This is a genomic window from Deferrisoma sp., assembly GCF_054681715.1.
In genome coordinates this window covers 1-16,409 of record NZ_BAAHFQ010000071.1, presented here as the reverse complement: position 1 = coordinate 16,409, position 16,409 = coordinate 1, and the positions used below count along the sequence as shown (strand labels likewise).

The 16,409-nt window shown below is 66.1% G+C and carries 6 protein-coding genes; all 6 read left to right on the top strand.

What is annotated here, in order from left to right:
- Nucleotides 1–429: 429 nt before the first annotated feature.
- The gene (gene drmD, locus ACY0I8_RS10925) at nucleotides 430–3,732 is read left to right on the top strand and encodes a DISARM system SNF2-like helicase DrmD (RefSeq protein ID WP_461394775.1); all 3,303 of its coding nucleotides are present in this window, start codon (nucleotides 430–432) and stop codon (nucleotides 3,730–3,732) included.
- A complete protein-coding gene (locus ACY0I8_RS10920) occupies nucleotides 3,732–8,090 on the top strand; it encodes an Eco57I restriction-modification methylase domain-containing protein (protein ID WP_461394774.1) in 4,359 nt (1,452 codons plus the stop codon). Before drmD ends, ACY0I8_RS10920 begins: the two co-directional genes overlap by 1 nt.
- Before the next feature lie 5 nt (nucleotides 8,091–8,095).
- Entirely contained in the window at nucleotides 8,096–9,034 is a 939-nt protein-coding gene (locus ACY0I8_RS10915; protein ID WP_461394773.1) for a hypothetical protein, read from the top strand.
- Nucleotides 9,035–9,219: 185 nt separating this feature from the next.
- A complete protein-coding gene (locus ACY0I8_RS10910; RefSeq protein ID WP_461394772.1) occupies nucleotides 9,220–9,591 on the top strand; it encodes a type II toxin-antitoxin system MqsR family toxin in 372 nt (123 codons plus the stop codon).
- Nucleotides 9,588–10,595 (top strand): type II TA system antitoxin MqsA family protein, encoded by a 1,008-nt coding sequence (locus ACY0I8_RS10905; protein ID WP_461394771.1) that lies wholly within the window; start codon nucleotides 9,588–9,590, stop codon nucleotides 10,593–10,595. The genes ACY0I8_RS10910 and ACY0I8_RS10905 overlap by 4 nt, the downstream gene beginning before the upstream one ends.
- Before the next feature lie 579 nt (nucleotides 10,596–11,174).
- The coding region (locus ACY0I8_RS10900; RefSeq protein WP_461394770.1) for a DEAD/DEAH box helicase at nucleotides 11,175–16,409 on the top strand (5,235 nt) is incomplete at its 3' end.

Sequence of the window (16,409 nt, the reverse complement as noted above, 5' to 3'; positions counted from 1 at the left end):
TGTCTGTTGAGAGCACCACCATACCCGAGACGGAGGGCATTTTTCATGGACCAGGTTCCCCGGTTCGCCGACCCGCCGATTTTCCGCATCAGTTCAGGCTCTCAGGCTTTCTGGCGATAGCGTTCTTGGACACGAGTGGGAAAAACCCCATGGAGCCCTGGCGCAGGCTCGAAGCCGGATGGCAGCGCCCCGTCACCGGAGCGGACAAATCCGGGATCACGGCTCACCCCTGCCGGCCACAGTGCGAAAGGGAGCGCCCTGAGGGGCGGTCGGACACGGTACGCGCCGGCCCAGTGCGAAAGCGTACCAACAGGCGTGAACAGTCCCGGCCTGGCGCGACGTTCGCGCGCAACGGGGGCGAATCGGGGCCCGGCCCCGCCCGCGTCGGGTGGTTGACGACGCGGGGGACATCTAACGTGGTCACATCGTGTGCGGGGGGGGGCAGACCCGAACCCGACGGGTCAGGAGAGTCCCGGTCCGCCTGGGGCCCCGGGGCGTCACTCCGCACGACGTTCTTCCCCGCCCCTTCCCGTTGGCAATCACCCCGAAAAGGCGATAAAGTCGGCGGGCCCTCCCGGTCGGTTGTCAGCGCTTCGGCCGTCTACGGCGGTCCGTGTGGGGGAGTCCGCTGTGCACCTTACATCCCATCCCGTCCCAGACTCCGTCTCGGCCCCCGAGCAAGGCCAGCTCGTCACGGTACGGAACCGCCTTTGGATCGTTCAGGACGTGGTCCCCCACGAGGACGATCGCGACCCCACGGTCACACGTGTGGACCTGGAGTGCCTGGACGACGACCGGCTCGGGGAGAGGCTGAGCGTTCTTTGGGAGCGGGAGGTGAACCCCCGGGTGCACCACGCCGACGGGTTCCCGCGGCCCTCGGGTCGCTGGGACCACCCCCGGGTATTTCGGTCGTTCCTCACGGCGCTTCGTTGGTCCTCGACCTCGGTGCTGGCGGGCGGCGCCCTCCAGTCGCCGTTCCGAGGCGGCATCGAGCTGGAATACTACCAGCTCGAACCTGCCGCCCGGGCCGTGGTCATGCCGAGGGTGAACCTTCTCATCGCCGACGACGTGGGCCTCGGCAAAACGGTCGAGGCCGGGCTCGTGCTGCAAGAGTTGATCGCACGGGCCCGGGTGAGAACCTGCCTGGTCCTGTGCCCGGCCTCCCTCCAACGGCAATGGCAGGAGGAGATGGCTGAGAAGTTCAACCTGGAGTTCCGCATCATCGACCGGGACGCCGTGGTCCGACTACGGCGGGAGTACGGAGTTCACGTGAACCCCTGGACCAGCCACCCGCGCCTGATCACTTCCATCGACTTTCTGAAACGCGGCCCGGTGCTCCAGCAGTTCCTGGCGAGCATGGAACGCCAGGAGGGGCTTTCGAACTGGGATCTACTCATCCTCGACGAGGCCCACAACTGCGCGCCGGCGGGCCGGCAGCGCTACGTGCGCGATTCCGACCGGACCCGGATGCTGCGCCAGATCGCCCCGCACTTCCAGCACCGACTGTTTCTCACCGCCACCCCCCACAACGGGTTCACCGAAAGCTTCACGGCCCTGCTGGAGCAACTCGACCCCCTGCGGTTCCACCGGGGACCCGACGTGGACCCGGACCAGGTCCGCACCGTCATGGTTCGCCGGCTCAAAAGCGAACTGGCCGGAGATTCCCAGCGCAGGTTCGCGCGGCGCACGGTCCGCGCCATCCCGGTACCCGACGACCCGAGTGAGCGGCAGGCCTGTGAACTGCTGGACCGGTACATCCGCCACCGCATCGAGCGGGCCGGGCAGCAGAGAGAACGGCTGGCCGTGCAGTTCGCCCTGAATTTGCTCAAAAAGCGGTTCCTGTCGAGCCCCTTGGCTTTCTGCCGCTCGCTCGAGACCCATCTGGACCACGTCACCCGGCCCGGCAGCCCGCCTCCGGTAGGGGAGGCCGACTCCGAACTGGTAGAGCAGCTCATCCGGCGGGCGTCCGAGGACCACGCCGACGATCGAGTGAAGCAGGAACTGGAGGAAGAGGCCCTCCGGGAGAGCACCCGCTTTTTCGGCGAACTCACCCCGGACGAGGACCGATGGCTCTCCGACCTCTGGGCATGGGCCGAGGCCCGCCGGCACAGCCCCGATGCGAAACTCCAGGAACTCCAACGATGGGTCACCCAGCACCTGCAAACCGACGGAGAGTGGAATGACGAGCGCCTCATCGTGTTCACCGAGTACCGCGACACCCTGGAGTACATCCGATCCCACGTGACCCGGTGGATGGGCGAGGAAAGGGTCCTCATCCTCACCGGCGGCATGGACGCCCAGAGCCGCGAAGCGGTGAAGGCCGGCTTCCAGACGCCCCCCCAGGAGCACCCCGTGAGGGTGCTCCTGGCCACCGACGCCGCGGCCGAGGGCCTCAACCTCCAAAATCATTGCCGCTACCTGATCCATTACGAGATCCCCTGGAACCCCAACCGCCTGGAACAGCGAAACGGCCGAATCGACCGACACGGCCAACGGGCCGACGAGGTGCTCATCCTCCACTTCGTGCACGAGAACCGCGCCGACTCCCGGTTCCTTCGTACCGTGCTGGACAAGGTCCAGAGTATGCGCGAAGACCTGGGCTCTGTGGCCGCGGTGATCGAGAAACGCGTGGAAGAGTACATGCGGGGCAACCGGGGGGTGGACCTGGAGAGGATCTCGCCCCGCCGCACCCTCAAGGACGACATCCGCCAGGACCTTTGGGACCGCCAGAGGCTGCGGCAACTGCGGGCCCAGGTGGACCAGGCCCGGCGGGAGTGGGACATCCGCCCGGCCACCCTCCGGCGCGTGCTCGACGACGCCCTGCGCATCGAAGGGCACCCCGGGCTCGAACCCGCCCAGGGCGACCTGGCCGGCCGGGGCGCGGTCCTCCGCAGCCCCCCCGCCCACTGGGGGGAACGATGCGCGGCGTCCGTCAAGGACGCCCGGGGGCGCCTGCTCACGCTGGTGTTCGACCCGGCCGACGCCCGCGACCGCCGCGACGTGGTCCTCGTGCACCTGAACCATCCCCTCATGCAGCGGGCCCTCGCCGCGTTCCGAAAAAACATGTTTTCGCTGGGGCTCACCGAAACCGAGCGGCTCCACCGGGTCACCTACCAGGTGGTGCCCGGCGGGATCCTGGAATCTCCCTTGCTCGCGGCCGACGTGCGCCTCCTGGCCGTGGGGCAGCAGGGCCAGAAACTCCACGAGGAGATCCGCACCCTGTGCTGGACCGCCACGACAGACGGGCTCAGTCCCGCCCCGGCAAAGTTGCTGGATCAGGTTCCGGAGGACGCGCCCCACCCGTCGATCCCGGCCCGCCTGGGGCGACGGCTGGAACTCCTGGTGGAGCGGCACGAAGGCGCCCTCAAGGAAGGGCTGGCCCGCCTCGTCCAAGCCGAAACCGCGCGCCTTGAGGCCGCGCTGCACGACCGGGCCGAGCACGAGGTGGCCCAGGTCCGGCAGATGACCCAGAAGCGGATCGACGAGATCCGAAAGCGCCTGCGCCAGATCCGCGCCACCCCTGTGGAGCAGCTCCAGTTCGACTTCATGGAGGCCGAGCAGTACCGGGAGGACGAGCAGATGCTCCGTCGCCGGCTGGACCAGCTCGTGGAAGACCGCAAAGCCGAGCCCGGCCGAATCCGTGAGCGCTACCGCCTCCGGGACGTCCGAGCGTTTCCCTTGGGGCTCCGGTTCCTACTCCCCAAGCCCCTTGTGGAGCAGGAGCGATCCTGATGGCCCGCCGCACCAACCCCCACGCCCACGACTGGCTCTCGTTCGTGGAGGTGTCGGGCCTGCTGGTGAGCGAGCCCGTTTTGCACGCGCACTTTCCCCAGGGGCCCGAAGGGGTTTCTAGGCCGACGGTCCAGGCGCTGCGCGGCGCCTGGGAACGATTCCAGGTCGATCCGGCCGACTCCCGTCGGCGAGTCATCTGGCTCGACACGGTGGTCTTCGGCCTCCTGGAGATTCCCAAGGCCAAATGGCACCGCGGGGCCTCCCTGCCGCTCAAGGCGGTGGTCACCCTCGACTGGGCGGACCAGCCTCTGCGGCCGGCCGCCGTGCTCGAAGGCCCGGAGGGCGAGCTGGCCTTGGGCTTCTGGTCCGTTGCGCCGGGCCAGGGCTTCGACCGGGTGGAGAAGGTGTCGGGCCGGTGGCGGCAGACCCCCCAGGTCAAGCTCGAGGCGTGGCTCCGGAAAACCGGGACCCCGTTCGGGCTCCTCACCAACGGCCGGGCGTTCCGGCTGCTGCACGTGCCCCCTGGGCTTCCGACCGCCTGGATCGAGTTCGACGCCGATCTGTGGTTCGAGGAAAAGGCGGTCCTCGACGCCTTCTACACCCTGCTCCGGGCCCAGCGGTGGTTTGGCGCGCCGGAGCAGCGCCTTTCCGCCCTGGTGCGCGAAAGCGCCGAGCGCCAGGCCGACCTCACCGACTCCCTCGGCGTGCAGGTGCGCCAGGCCGTGGAGCGCCTGATCCTGGCCATCGACCGCCAGGATCAGGCGGCGGGGGGCCGCATCCTGGCCAGCGTGCCGGCCGACGACCTCTACCGGGCCGCGGTGTACGCCGTGATGCGCCTGGTGTTCCTGCTGTTTGCCGAGGAGCGGGGGCTTTTGCCCCACGGCGTGGTGTTCTTCGACGACGGCTACGGCCTGGGTCGCCTGCTCAAAACGCTCGAGGACGAGCGCCGGGAGCGGCCCGACACGTTCCGCCGGGAGGCCGACGCCTGGCCCCGGCTCCTGGCCCTGTTCCGGCTGGTGTTCTACGGCAGCACCCACCCCGACCTGCCCCTGCCCGCTTACGGCGGCGACCTGTTCGATCCCCGGGCCTTCCAGGCGATGACCGTGCTGGAACACCCGGACCTTCGGATCCCCAACGCCGACGTGTACGCCATCCTCCGGGCCCTGACCCACGGCACGGCCAAGATCGGCCGCGAGGCCGTTGCCCAACGGTACTCCTACCGCACCCTGGACGTGGAGCACATCGGGTACCTGTACGAGGGCCTACTGGACCACCGGGCGGCCCGGGCCGGCGCCGACCCCATGGTGAAGTTCGCGGGCGCCGGGGAAGCCGCCTACCCCCTCTCCGCTCTGGAGGGGCTCTCCCCGGAGGAGGTGGTCGAGTACGCGGCGACCCGGGGCGCCCTGAAGGGCGACCGGACCCGCATCCGGGAGCGGCTTGAGCACCCCGATCCGGCCGACCAGGAGGCCCTGAACCGCTACGCCCCGGCCGTGGCCCGGCGCTGCCGGCCCTACGCCTCGATCATCCAGGTGGACGAGGTGGTGGAACCCGGCCGGCTCTACCTGACCACCTCGGCGAGCCGGCGGGCCACCGGCACCCACTACACGCCCATCCAGTACACCCGCGCCATGGTGGCCGAGACCCTGGAGCCCCTGGTGTACGTGGGCGCCCACGGCCGGCCCGAGGAACCCAAGCGCCTCCGGCCGCCCCGCCAGCTCCTGGACCTCAAGGTGTGCGACCCCGCCATGGGCTCGGGCGCGTTCCTGGTCCAGGTGGTGCGGTACCTGGCCGAGCGGCTGGTGGACGCCTGGTGGGCCGAGCGGGAGAAGCACCCTCCGGGCACGCCGTTGTACCTGCCCTTTGCCGAGCCCGTGCCCGACCGGGAGGAGCGCGTTCCCCTGCCGGACGAGCGGGAGGAGGCCCTGGTGTGGGCGCGCCGGTTCGTGGCCGAGCGGTGCGTGTACGGCGTAGACGCGAACCCCCTAGCCGTAGAGATGGCCAAGCTCTCCCTTTGGCTCGTGACCCTGGCCCGGGACAAGCCGTTCTCGTTCCTGGACCACGCGCTTCGCTGTGGCGACTCGCTGGTGGGGGTGTGCCGGGCCGAGGACCTGGCCGACTGGCGCATCCGAAGCGCGCCGCCGGCCGAACGACCCGTGAACCGCCCCATTCTCGCCGATAGGGTCCGGAGCCGGATGGAAGATGCCCGGCGCCTCCGGCTCGAGCTGGAGGCGTTCTCGGTGCGGGCACCGGCGGACGTGCGGGCCAAAGAGCGGCTGCACCGGCAGGCCCAGGACCGCGTGGAAGAGCTTCGGACGTGGGCCGACCTCCTGACCGCCGCAACCCTAGACAAAGCCTCTGCCGCAGAGCTGGACACCCTGCTCGAAAGGCTTCTGGCCCACCAGGGTGAACCTGCCCCGTTCGTCCAAGAGGCCCGGGACCGGCTGAGGGAACTGCGACCGTTCCACTGGCCGCTGGAGTTTCCCGAGGTGTTCGGCCGCGAGAACCCCGGGTTCGACGCCATCGTGGGAAACCCGCCGTTCATGGGCGGCCAGAAGATCACCGGCCGCTTTGGCGAACCGTACCGGGACTATCTGGTCCAGTACCTGGCTCGGGGGAAACGGGGCTCGGCCGACCTGGCGAGCTACTTCTTCCTCCGGGCGTTCGTGCTGCTTCGCGAAGGGGGGAACTTCGGTTTGCTGGCCGTGAACACCATCGCCGAGGGCGACACCCGCCAGGTGGGGCTGGAGCAGCTCTTGAAATGGGGCGCCACGATCTACTCGGCCCACCCCAACGAGCCCTGGCCCAGCGACGCGGCCGTGGTCACGAGCCGCGTACATGTGCACCGGGGCCCGTGGAAGGGGGAGCGCCGCATCCGGGGCGTGGCCGCCCCGCACATCTCGGCATTCCTCTCGGACCGGGAGGAATGGAGCCCCAAGCGGCTGAAGGCGAACGAGGGAATCTCCTTTATAGGATCCTACGTCCTCGGCAAAGGCTTCCTCCTCACCGAGGAGGAAGCCCTGGCCCTGATCGAGAAGGACCCGCGCAACCGGGACGTGCTGTTCCCCTACCTCAACGGCCAGGACCTCAACTCCCATCCGGAACAGAAGCCCTCGCGCTGGGTCATCAACTTCTGGGACTGGCCCGAGGAGCGCGCCCGCACCTACCCGGAGCCGTACCGGATCGTGCGCGAGCGGGTGAAGCCTGAACGACAAAGACTCAACGAGAGCAACTCTACAGCCCGTCGTCGCAAGCGGTATTGGTGGCTCTTTGGTTCAGATGCGAAAACCCTTTACCACGCCATCGGCCGGGGGCATGCGTTCGAGAGACATCCGGAGGGGTGGGATCAAGAGTCCAAGGCATTAGATCGAGTCCTAGCGACGGCTCGTGTGACCAAGACAGGAGCATTCTCGTTTGTTCCGAATCGATGGATATACTCTGAACAGGTGGTCATATTTGCCACGAGCACCCCCGGCTTTTTTGCGCTGCTACAGTCTTCAGTGCATGAAGCTTGGGCAAGAAAGCTGTCGTCATCCCTTGAAACAAGGCTGAGATACACCCCGACAGATGTCTTCGAAGTGTTTCCCCTTCTTTCAGAAAAAAAGATTTCATCTCTCAGTGTCACAGGAGGGGCATACGATAGAACTCGCGCTGAAATAATGGGAACGGCCAGGATTGGATTAACCGATCTGTACAATAAGTTTCATGATCCACATAAGACAGACAAATCCATTGAGAAGTTGCGCGACTTGCACCGCCAGATCGACGAGGCGGTGGCCGAGGCCTACGGATGGACCGACATCGACCTCGATCACGACTTCCACGAGGTGCCCTATCTGCCCGAAAACGACCGGATCCGCTTCACCATCTCCGAGCGCGCCCGGCGCGAGATCCTCCGGCGGTTGGCCGAGCTGAACCGGGAGCGCTACGAGGAAGAGGTAGCACAGGGCCTGCACGACAGGAAGCCCGCCAAACCCCGGCTGACCAAGCCAAAGGCCAAGGTGGTGCCTTTCCGGCCACCCGAAGGCCGAAGGAGCGCGCCTACCCCGCGCCAGCCCGACCTCTTCGAGATGCTGGAGCCGGGCTACTCTGCCGCTTCCCGCACCTCGATCGCCGCAGCCCGGGGGGACGATCCGCCCCTTCCCTTGGCCGCCGACCGCACCGACCACCTCTACGGCCCGGCCCAGACCATCCGCGACTGGCTCACCCGCAACCCCGGCTGGCACTCCCGCGCCGATATCCTGGCCGGCACCGGTCTGCCGCAAAAGGCGTGGAACCAGGCCATCCAGACCCTGTTGGCGTCCGGTGCGGTGGAGAAATCGGGGCAAAAACGGGGCACCAAGTACCGCGTGAGGAGGTAGCTGCGATGGTCCCCACGAACCAGTGCCCTATTTGTGCAACTGAAGCCTCTATAAGAGGGTTGGGTGCTCTGGACAGCAACTACTCCGTCCGCTGCCCGCGCTGCGGTGATTTCAAGATCACCATGGAAGCCTTGGAAGACTTGCCGAAAGACCCTCGGATGGGCCCTTTTGGGAACAGAAAACGAGCAAACGCCTCAGGCTGGATTTGGGAGAACCAGGGGATCCGCGTTTCCACCAGGGACGTGGAGATGCTCGCCGGCCTCCGGACCCCCAGCTTCCACGAAAGAGCCGACAAGGTGATGCTCCATGTGGAGGGCGAGACGACCTATGCCGGCGAGACGGTGGTGATTGATCTCGAAAAATGGCTCGGGCGGACGTGGTGCTTGAACGTGGATGAACTTTTCGAGGTGTTGCAATTCCTCCACAGCGAAGAACGCCTGGAGGTGGATCAAACCTACGGCACCTCCGAAAAGGAGGTGAAGATCACGCCTAGCGGCTGGGCCTACCTCGAGACGCTCAAGGCCAAGAATCCCGAAAGCCAACAGGGCTTCGTCGCCATGTGGTTCGATGAAGACATGCGGTCGGTCTATGACCAAGCGATCAAGCCGGCGATAGAGGCAGCGGGCTACAAAGCCGTCCGAGTGGACGACTTGGAGCATTCGGGGAAAATCGACGACCGCATCATCGCCGAGATCCGCCGCAGTCGCTTCGTGGTTGCCGACTACACGGGCCACCGCGGCGGTGTCTACTACGAAGCCGGCTTCGCCCACGGCCTCGGGTTGCCGGTCTTCTTCACCTGCCGTCAAGACCAAATCGGCGATCTCCATTTCGATGTGCGCCAGTACAACACCATCGTGTGGGAAGACCCTGACGAGCTGAGAGACCGCCTCAGGAACCGGATTGAAGCCGTACTGGGCCGGGGCACCGCATCGGGATCGCGCTGACAGCGTGGGGATCGGTTGCGAAGGGGCGGAGCACCGCGGGACCGCCAAGCAACGCATGCGGGCTCCTCGCGTGAGGAGGGATGAGCGGGCGGGGCACGGTGTGGAACACCGGATTGTGTCTCGATTAAAAAATTTTGTTGCGCAATTTGCGAATTGATATATCATGGTGGAGACGGAGGTCAGGGGTGGAGGAACGGGTCCGCGACTTCCTCATCCGATTCAAAGAGGCGATCACCGAGCACAGCGGGGTGTACCTGGTGAACCGCGAAAGTACGCAGGCCACCTTGGCGTATCTCGGGCTCACCAAACGGCACGTCGAGGAGATTCTCCTCGACTTGTCCACGGAGGACTACAGCCAAGGCCCCGAACCCGACCGCGACCGGCCAGGCGAGGTGTGGGTGTTCGGGGTCAGTTTGGAGGGACTGCCACGCGAGATCTACATCAAGGTCAAGCTGGTGGAGACCGGAGGGGGGCCGCTGGCCAAGTGTCTGTCGTTTCACATCGCCAAGCGTCCGTTGGCTCATCCATTGCGGGTGCCGGAGGGAGGTACGACATGACCGCCCTGTGTGCGTGTTGCGAGCAGCAGGCGGAGGTGAGTCTGGTGCGCCGGGAAGAGGTGGTGAACGTCCGGGGCGAGGCCATCCCGGTGGAGGCCGAGTACTACGTGTGTGCATCGTGCGGAGGCACGTTCGAGAACACCCGGGGCCCCGATCCCCTTGAGGCGGCGTACCGGGAGTATCGCCGCCGTCACTCCATGCTTCAGCCCGAAGAGATCCGCCAGTGGCGAAAAAGCCGCGGGCTGACCCAAAAGGAGTTGAGCGCCATTCTGGGGTGGGGTTCGGCAACCCTCAGCCGGTACGAGAACGGAGCGCTGCAGGAAGAGGCCCACGAGAAACTGCTTCGACTCGCCATGGCCCCCCAAAACCTCTTGCGTCTCATCAAGGAAAAGCCGGGCGCCTTGCCCCCCGGCAAACGGGAGCAACTGATTCAGGATCTTGAGGCCGAGGTGGCGGAGTCCTGCTCGTGGGACCGCGTGGTCGAGGAGCGTTTGGGCCGAAGTCCTGTGGGGGAGTTCAGCGGGTACCGACCGTTCGACTACGGCAAGTTCGTCAATGCCGTGCTCTTTTTCTGCCGGGGCGGGCAGATGAAGACCAAGCTCAACAAGCTTCTCTTTTATGCGGACTTCAAGCACTTCAAGGAGCACGCCGTGTCCATCACGGGTGCTCGGTACGCCCACCTGCCCCACGGCCCCGTTCCGGACCGGTATGAAACGCTTTTCGCCATCATGGTGGACGAGGGGCTCTTGGCCCTCGAAGAAGTTCAGCTAGGCGACTACGTCGGAGAGAACGTCTTGTCAGTTGAACCCCCCGACCTTGGGGTGTTCTCCGACTCGGAGCTGAAGGTGCTGACCGAGGTAAAGGCGTTTTTCCAAGACTGGACTGCCACGAAGATCCGGGAGTTTTCCCACAGGGAGGAGGGTTACAGAGCAACCGCGATGGGCCGGCTGATCTCTTACCGGTTCGCGGAACGGTTGCAGGAGTTACGAAAGGACGGAGAATGACGCCTGTTTCTTGTGCCCAGTGCGGTCGCGTGATCACCGAGGGGGCAACCGAGCCGATCAAGGCCAGGCGCCCCTGCCCGTCGTGCGGTTCTACGACCCGAAACATCAAAGTGTTGGCCCAAGATGGGGCGATTCTCCGAGAGAAACTCGGCATGAAGGCCCGTCGGCCGGGGCGCAGCAGACCGTATTTCGAAGCCGTATGTGGTGCGGACCTCCACCGAAAAACAGGGAGGTGGATGCACAAATCTCGGATCATCGACCGCGAAAATGATCTCTACCAAGAACTCGTCGTGGATCCTGGAACCGGGAACGTCGTCCACGAATGCCGAGAACCTCTGTCCGCCCACCGGGGCCACGGGACCGCCAGACGCTCCTCGCAACGAAAACGCTCTCGTGGAGAGCTTTAGGGCCCCCTCAGCAAGCTCCCTCCGGAGGGGGCCCAAGGCACTTCGGGATCGGGCCCCGCCCCTGGTGCCGCGCGAAGATGCCACGCGTTTTCTGTTCACAAAATGCGCGTGTCCATGTGACATGAACGAGTTCGATGCATGAACGCAGGAGGGCTCCTTTCGGGAGGGGACCATGAGCCTGAATCCCATCCGCTTCGGCACCGACGTCATCGACCAGTTTGGTCGATTCCAGCTCACCAGTTTCCCCGTGGCCGATCCGCGGTTGGCCCGCCAGTTCCGGGAGGGGCTCGCATACGGCCCCGGCACCCACGAGCGCCTGGCCAAAGGCCCGTACGTTTACCTGAACCGCCCCTTCGTTCAGGGCCCGGGGATCCGGGAACTCGTCAATGACCCGGAACTCGGGCTTCACCCCGCCCTGGAAGGCCTGTTCCCCTTCGAAACGCTCCACAAGCACCAGGAACTCAGCCTACGCGCGGCCCTTGCGGGGCGCCACGTGGTCATGGCCACCGGAACGGGCTCGGGAAAGACCGAGGGCTTCCTGCTGCCCATCCTCGACCACTGCCTGAAGCTGCGCGACGCCGGGGCTCCGGACGGGGTCGCGGCCGTGCTTATCTACCCCATGAACGCCCTGGTCAACGATCAAATGGACCGTCTGCGGCCCCTCTTGGCGGGATCGAGGATCACCTTCGGACGGTACACCGGGGAGACGCCGGACGAGACTGCAGGACATAGACGCCTCGAGGCGCCCCGGGCGTACACTCCGGCCGAGATTCGCCGGGCCCGCGAGCGCGTAGAGGAACTTCCACTCCCCTGGGAGGAGTGCGCGTCCCGCAGGGAGATCGTCCAGAGGAAACCCAGAATCCTGCTCACCAACTACGCCCAGCTCGAATACCTTCTTCTCCGGGACAAGGATCTGGACCTCTTCCGCAACGCTCCTCTGCGCTTTTTCGTTCTGGACGAAATCCACACCTACACCGGCGCCCTCGGGTCCGAGGTGGCTTGTCTCGTGCGCCGGCTCCGCGCGATCGCGGGAAAGTCTGCGGAGGAGGTGCTATGCATCGGCTCCTCGGCGACGGTGGTCGACCGGGACGGGCGAGACCGCGTGGACCAGACCGTGCGGGAGTTCGCAGAGCGCCTGTTTGGGGTGGCCCCCGGCACGCTGGATCTGGTCGAGGAGGTATACAAGAAGCCCAAACCCTCTGCCGACAGCCGGTACGTGCCGGCGCCCCCGGAGGACGCGCAGGGCCTTCTTACCGAGATCCTGGATGCCGTGCGCGCGGCCATCCTGGCGGACGAAGCGGACGAGGTGCCGGAGCAGGCCTTGCTCCTGGCCGAACGATTGTGCGGCAAGAAGGCACCACCGACCGGGCCGTCGCTGGAGCGGCTATACGATCTCCTCGCCCCCAATCGCATGGTGGAGGTACTCCAGGAGGTCTTCACCCGGCCCAAGACGCTAGAGGATGTGCTGCCGCGGGTGCGCGCCGTGGGTAAACGGGGGGCGGTTCCGGAGGAAGCCCTTCGGGCGGAGATTCTGGCGTACCTCACGCTGGGAACCCTGGCCCGCCGGGACGACGAACCCTTGATGCGACCCAAACTGCATTATTTTCTCCAGGGCGTGCACGGCCTGTGGGTGGCATGGGAGGGAACGGCCCCCCGGCCCGATCCTGTTCTCCACTTCAGCGCACCCCACGACGGACAGTGGCGGGCGTTTCCCCTGCTTCTCTGCCGGTCGTGCGGCCAGCACTTCGTCTACGGCGCCCTAGGGGCCCCCCTCGCCGTGGACGACGGGGGAGGCTGCGGGGGTGTGAGCGAGATGCGGCCCCTCGACGATCCCGGGGCCCCCGTGGGGAACGGGGAGGAACCGGTGTTCCTCACCGACCGAATCGTGAGTCAGGAGGCCGAAGATACCCCCATCGCCTCGGATGCGTACCTCTGCCGGCATTGCGGCGCCATCCACGACGCCCCGGGGGAACGGTGCCTCGCGGCGAAGTGCCGTCAGCACGGGACGCTCATCCCCCTGCTCCGGTTTCCCGCACCGATCAAGCGGTGTCCGGCGTGCGGGGCGCGCAGCACCGAACGGAATCCGGTGGTTACGCCCGTGAGATCCCAAGAGACCTACGACGTCATGGTGCTGGCCCAGACCATGCTCGCCTGCATGCCCGAGCCGGACCTGCGGAAGGTCTTGGTCTTCGCCGACTCCCGGCAGCAGGCCGCGTTCCAGGCCGGCTGGATGGACCAGCGCTCGCTGCGGTTTCGGGTGCGGCACCTGGCATACCAAAGCCTGGCGGACCGGGCAGGGGAACCGCTCTATTTCGACCACCTCGTGCGGGAGGTGGTGAACCGGGCAACCCAGGAAGGCCTCGTCCCTTCTCGTGGCAGCCGGCGAGAAAACGAGATCAAACGCCTTCGGTGGATCCTGCTGGAGGAGTTTTTCGCCGCTTCGGAACGACAGCGGCGAAATAGCCTGGAGCAACTCGGGCTTGCCCGGCTCGATTACGACGGTCTGGACTCCGACGGCATGGGCACCTTTGCGGCACAGTGGGCCCAGGAGTTTGGCACAACTCCGGAGGCCCTGTGCGAGCTGTTCGGGCTGGTGGTGGACGTGTTGCGGCTGCGCCATGCGGTGAGCGACCCGATGCTGGGACGCGTCTGGACCGAGAGGGATCCGGAGGTCCGAGAGGGGGTGGTGACCGTGGGGGACTACTACCGGCCGCAGATCGTGCTGAGGGAGAGCCCCCAGGAGGACCGACAGCGCAGATTCGCGATTCCGTTTCGCTCGCTCAACCGAAGTTCCGCCGTGGAGCGGCTCGTAGCCAAGGCCTTCCCGGGCAGCCCGCCAGAGAAACGCGACGCGTTCTTGGACGCCCTGTGGGACTGGCTGGTGGCCAACAAAGTGCTAGTCCGCCGGAACCTGAGGGAGTGGCGTGCTGGCAGGGTGACGCCTCTAAGCGGGATCGAGGCGGGCTATCAGGTGAACCTGGAGTTGATCCGGTTGAGGCACACCGATTCTCGGTTCATCTGCACCACGTGCCGCACCGCTCGGTCCCGCACCACGCCGAACCAGGCGTGCCCGGCCTACCACTGCGACGGTAGGCTCGAACGGGCGACCCGGGATGAGCACAACTACGACGTCGTTCAGTACACCCGGTACGAGTTCGTTCCCCTCAGGGCCCGGGAACACTCCGCCCAGGTGCCCAAGGAGGATCGACTGGCTGCGGAACGAGCGTTCAAGGAACGAGGCGGCAAGGTGAACTGCCTGGTGGCCACGCCCACCTTGGAACTCGGCGTGGACATCGGACAGCTCGAGATGGTTCTCATGCGCAACGTCCCCCCGACGCCCGCCAACTACGCGCAGCGGGCCGGGCGGGCGGGCCGGCGGCACCGGATCGCCGTGGTGTTCACCTACTGCCGGGCCAATCAGCACGACCAGTATTTTTACGCCGATCCGCCCGCGATGATCGCGGGCGAGGTGCGCATACCTGGGTTCTCCCTCCGAAACGAGCCACTCGTGCGCAAGCACGTGCACTCGGCCGTGCTGAGTCTGCTCCGGGGCGTGGACGATCCGGCCAAGGACGAGGTTCTGGGCCGGGCGTTTCCCGCCTACGTCTGGCGATACTTCGGCGAGAAGGACGAGCAGTCGCGCCGCCTCGTGCTCGAAAAACCGGACTTCAGCGACCTGGCCGAACTGGTTCGCCGTCACGAGGCCGAGATCCTCCCGGCGCTGGAACAGACCTTCACCCGCCAGTGGCCGCCGGATGAGGCGGACCCGGTGAGCCCGGATCGGCTCCGGGCGTATCTGGACGAGATGCCCGGCGAACTGGAACGGGTGGTCGGGACCCTGGTGGCCGAGATGAAGGCGTATCAGCGGATCCTGCGCGAATATAGCGAGCGCCAAGCGGCCGGGGAGGTACTCGGCGAAGAAGACCGACGACTCCGGAACAACTACGAAGCCGCGTTGCGCCGCCGGTGGCGCGAGGAGCAAGACAACTACGCACTGACGTACCTGGCAAGGGTGGGGTTCTTCCCGGGATACGCCCTCGCCAAGGACCATGTACGGGCGCAGTCGCTGGAGCCCGTGCTAGACGTGGCGCGTCCCCTGCCGGTGGCCTTGAGGGAACTCACCCCGGCGAACCGGGTGTACGCCAATCAGAACCAGTTCAAGGTGCGGCGACTGGACTTCTACAAACTCAAGGCGGCCGATCCGTCCTTCGAACCGGCGGCACTCGAACAACCCATGGTGCTCAGCCCAGACACGGACCGGGTGCTTCCGGGCCCGACTCCGTTGGAGGAAGGCGGCGACGGAACCGGGCTCTCGTTCACGTCCCTCCAGATGATCGACGTGGAGCTGGATGGGTTGGGCCGGATTTCGGACCAGGACGAGTACCCGTGGAGAGTTGCGTTCAATCTGTTCGCCCTCCAGATGCCCGAGCATCACGGCGGGGAGGCGGGGAACGTCGGGACGGTTCCTTATCGGTTCTTGCGAAACGCCCACCTTCGGTTGGTGAATCTTGGACCTCGCCGTAAGGGCCCCGCATCGCCCCAGGTCGGCACGGAGTGGCCCCATGTGGGATTTCCGATCTGCACCGCGTGCGGTGCCACCCGTTCGCCGTTCGCGAGCGTGGCGGAAATCCGGAATTTTGGGGAATTCCATGAGAGACGCTGCGGCCGGCCAATTGGGTGGCACGCCCTGCATGTCGACATTCGGTCGGACCTGTTGCAGATCGGACCGTTCGATGAAACGGGAGACGCCATCAATGCGCTGGAAGCGATGCGCATAGGCGCCCGCAATGTGCTGGAGATGGGTGATCAGGAACTGGAGATTGCAATCCTCAAGAATGACGAAGGACGCGACCTCGCGGCGGTGTACGACCCCATACCGGGGGGCAGCGGCTTCCTGCCCCTCGTCATGACGCACTGGGAAGCCATCCTGGAGCGTGCGCAGGAGGTTTTGGAGCGATGCGACTGTGCAACGGCCTGTTACCGGTGCCTGCTACATTTTCGCAACCAGCAGCACCACGCGACACTTGACCGTCATCGGGCCCTCAACGTCCTGAACGACTTGTGGGGCCCGTTCGAGAAGGCCCACGAGGTGCCCCCACGGTTCGTGCAAGAGGACTCGGCCCGGGGCAAGCAGGACAGCCCCAAAGAGGAGCAACTGTTGAGGCTTCTGGGGGATCGGGGCTTCCCCCTGCCGCCGGAGGCCCAGTACCGCCTGGACCTGGGAGGGGGAACCGTCACCTATGCAGATTTCGCCTACCCCGATCACAAAGTGCTGGTCTACGTAGACGGCATGTCTGAGCGCATCCACGGGAACGAGGACCAACGTCGCCGGGACCGGCGCATCCGCGTGAAAGCCGAGCTGGCAGGTTGGCGGGTCTGCCCCATCAGTGCAGAGGGGCTTTCCGAC

What these genes read in the sequence shown, in the direction of transcription:
- ACY0I8_RS10920 (WP_461394774.1), top strand. Translation starts at nt 3,732, where the DNA reads ATGGCCCGCCGCACCAACCCCCACGCCCACGACTGGCTCTCGTTCGTG.
- ACY0I8_RS10915 (WP_461394773.1), top strand. Translation starts at nt 8,096, where the DNA reads ATGGTCCCCACGAACCAGTGCCCTATTTGTGCAACTGAAGCCTCTATA.
- ACY0I8_RS10905 (WP_461394771.1), top strand. Translation starts at nt 9,588, where the DNA reads ATGACCGCCCTGTGTGCGTGTTGCGAGCAGCAGGCGGAGGTGAGTCTG.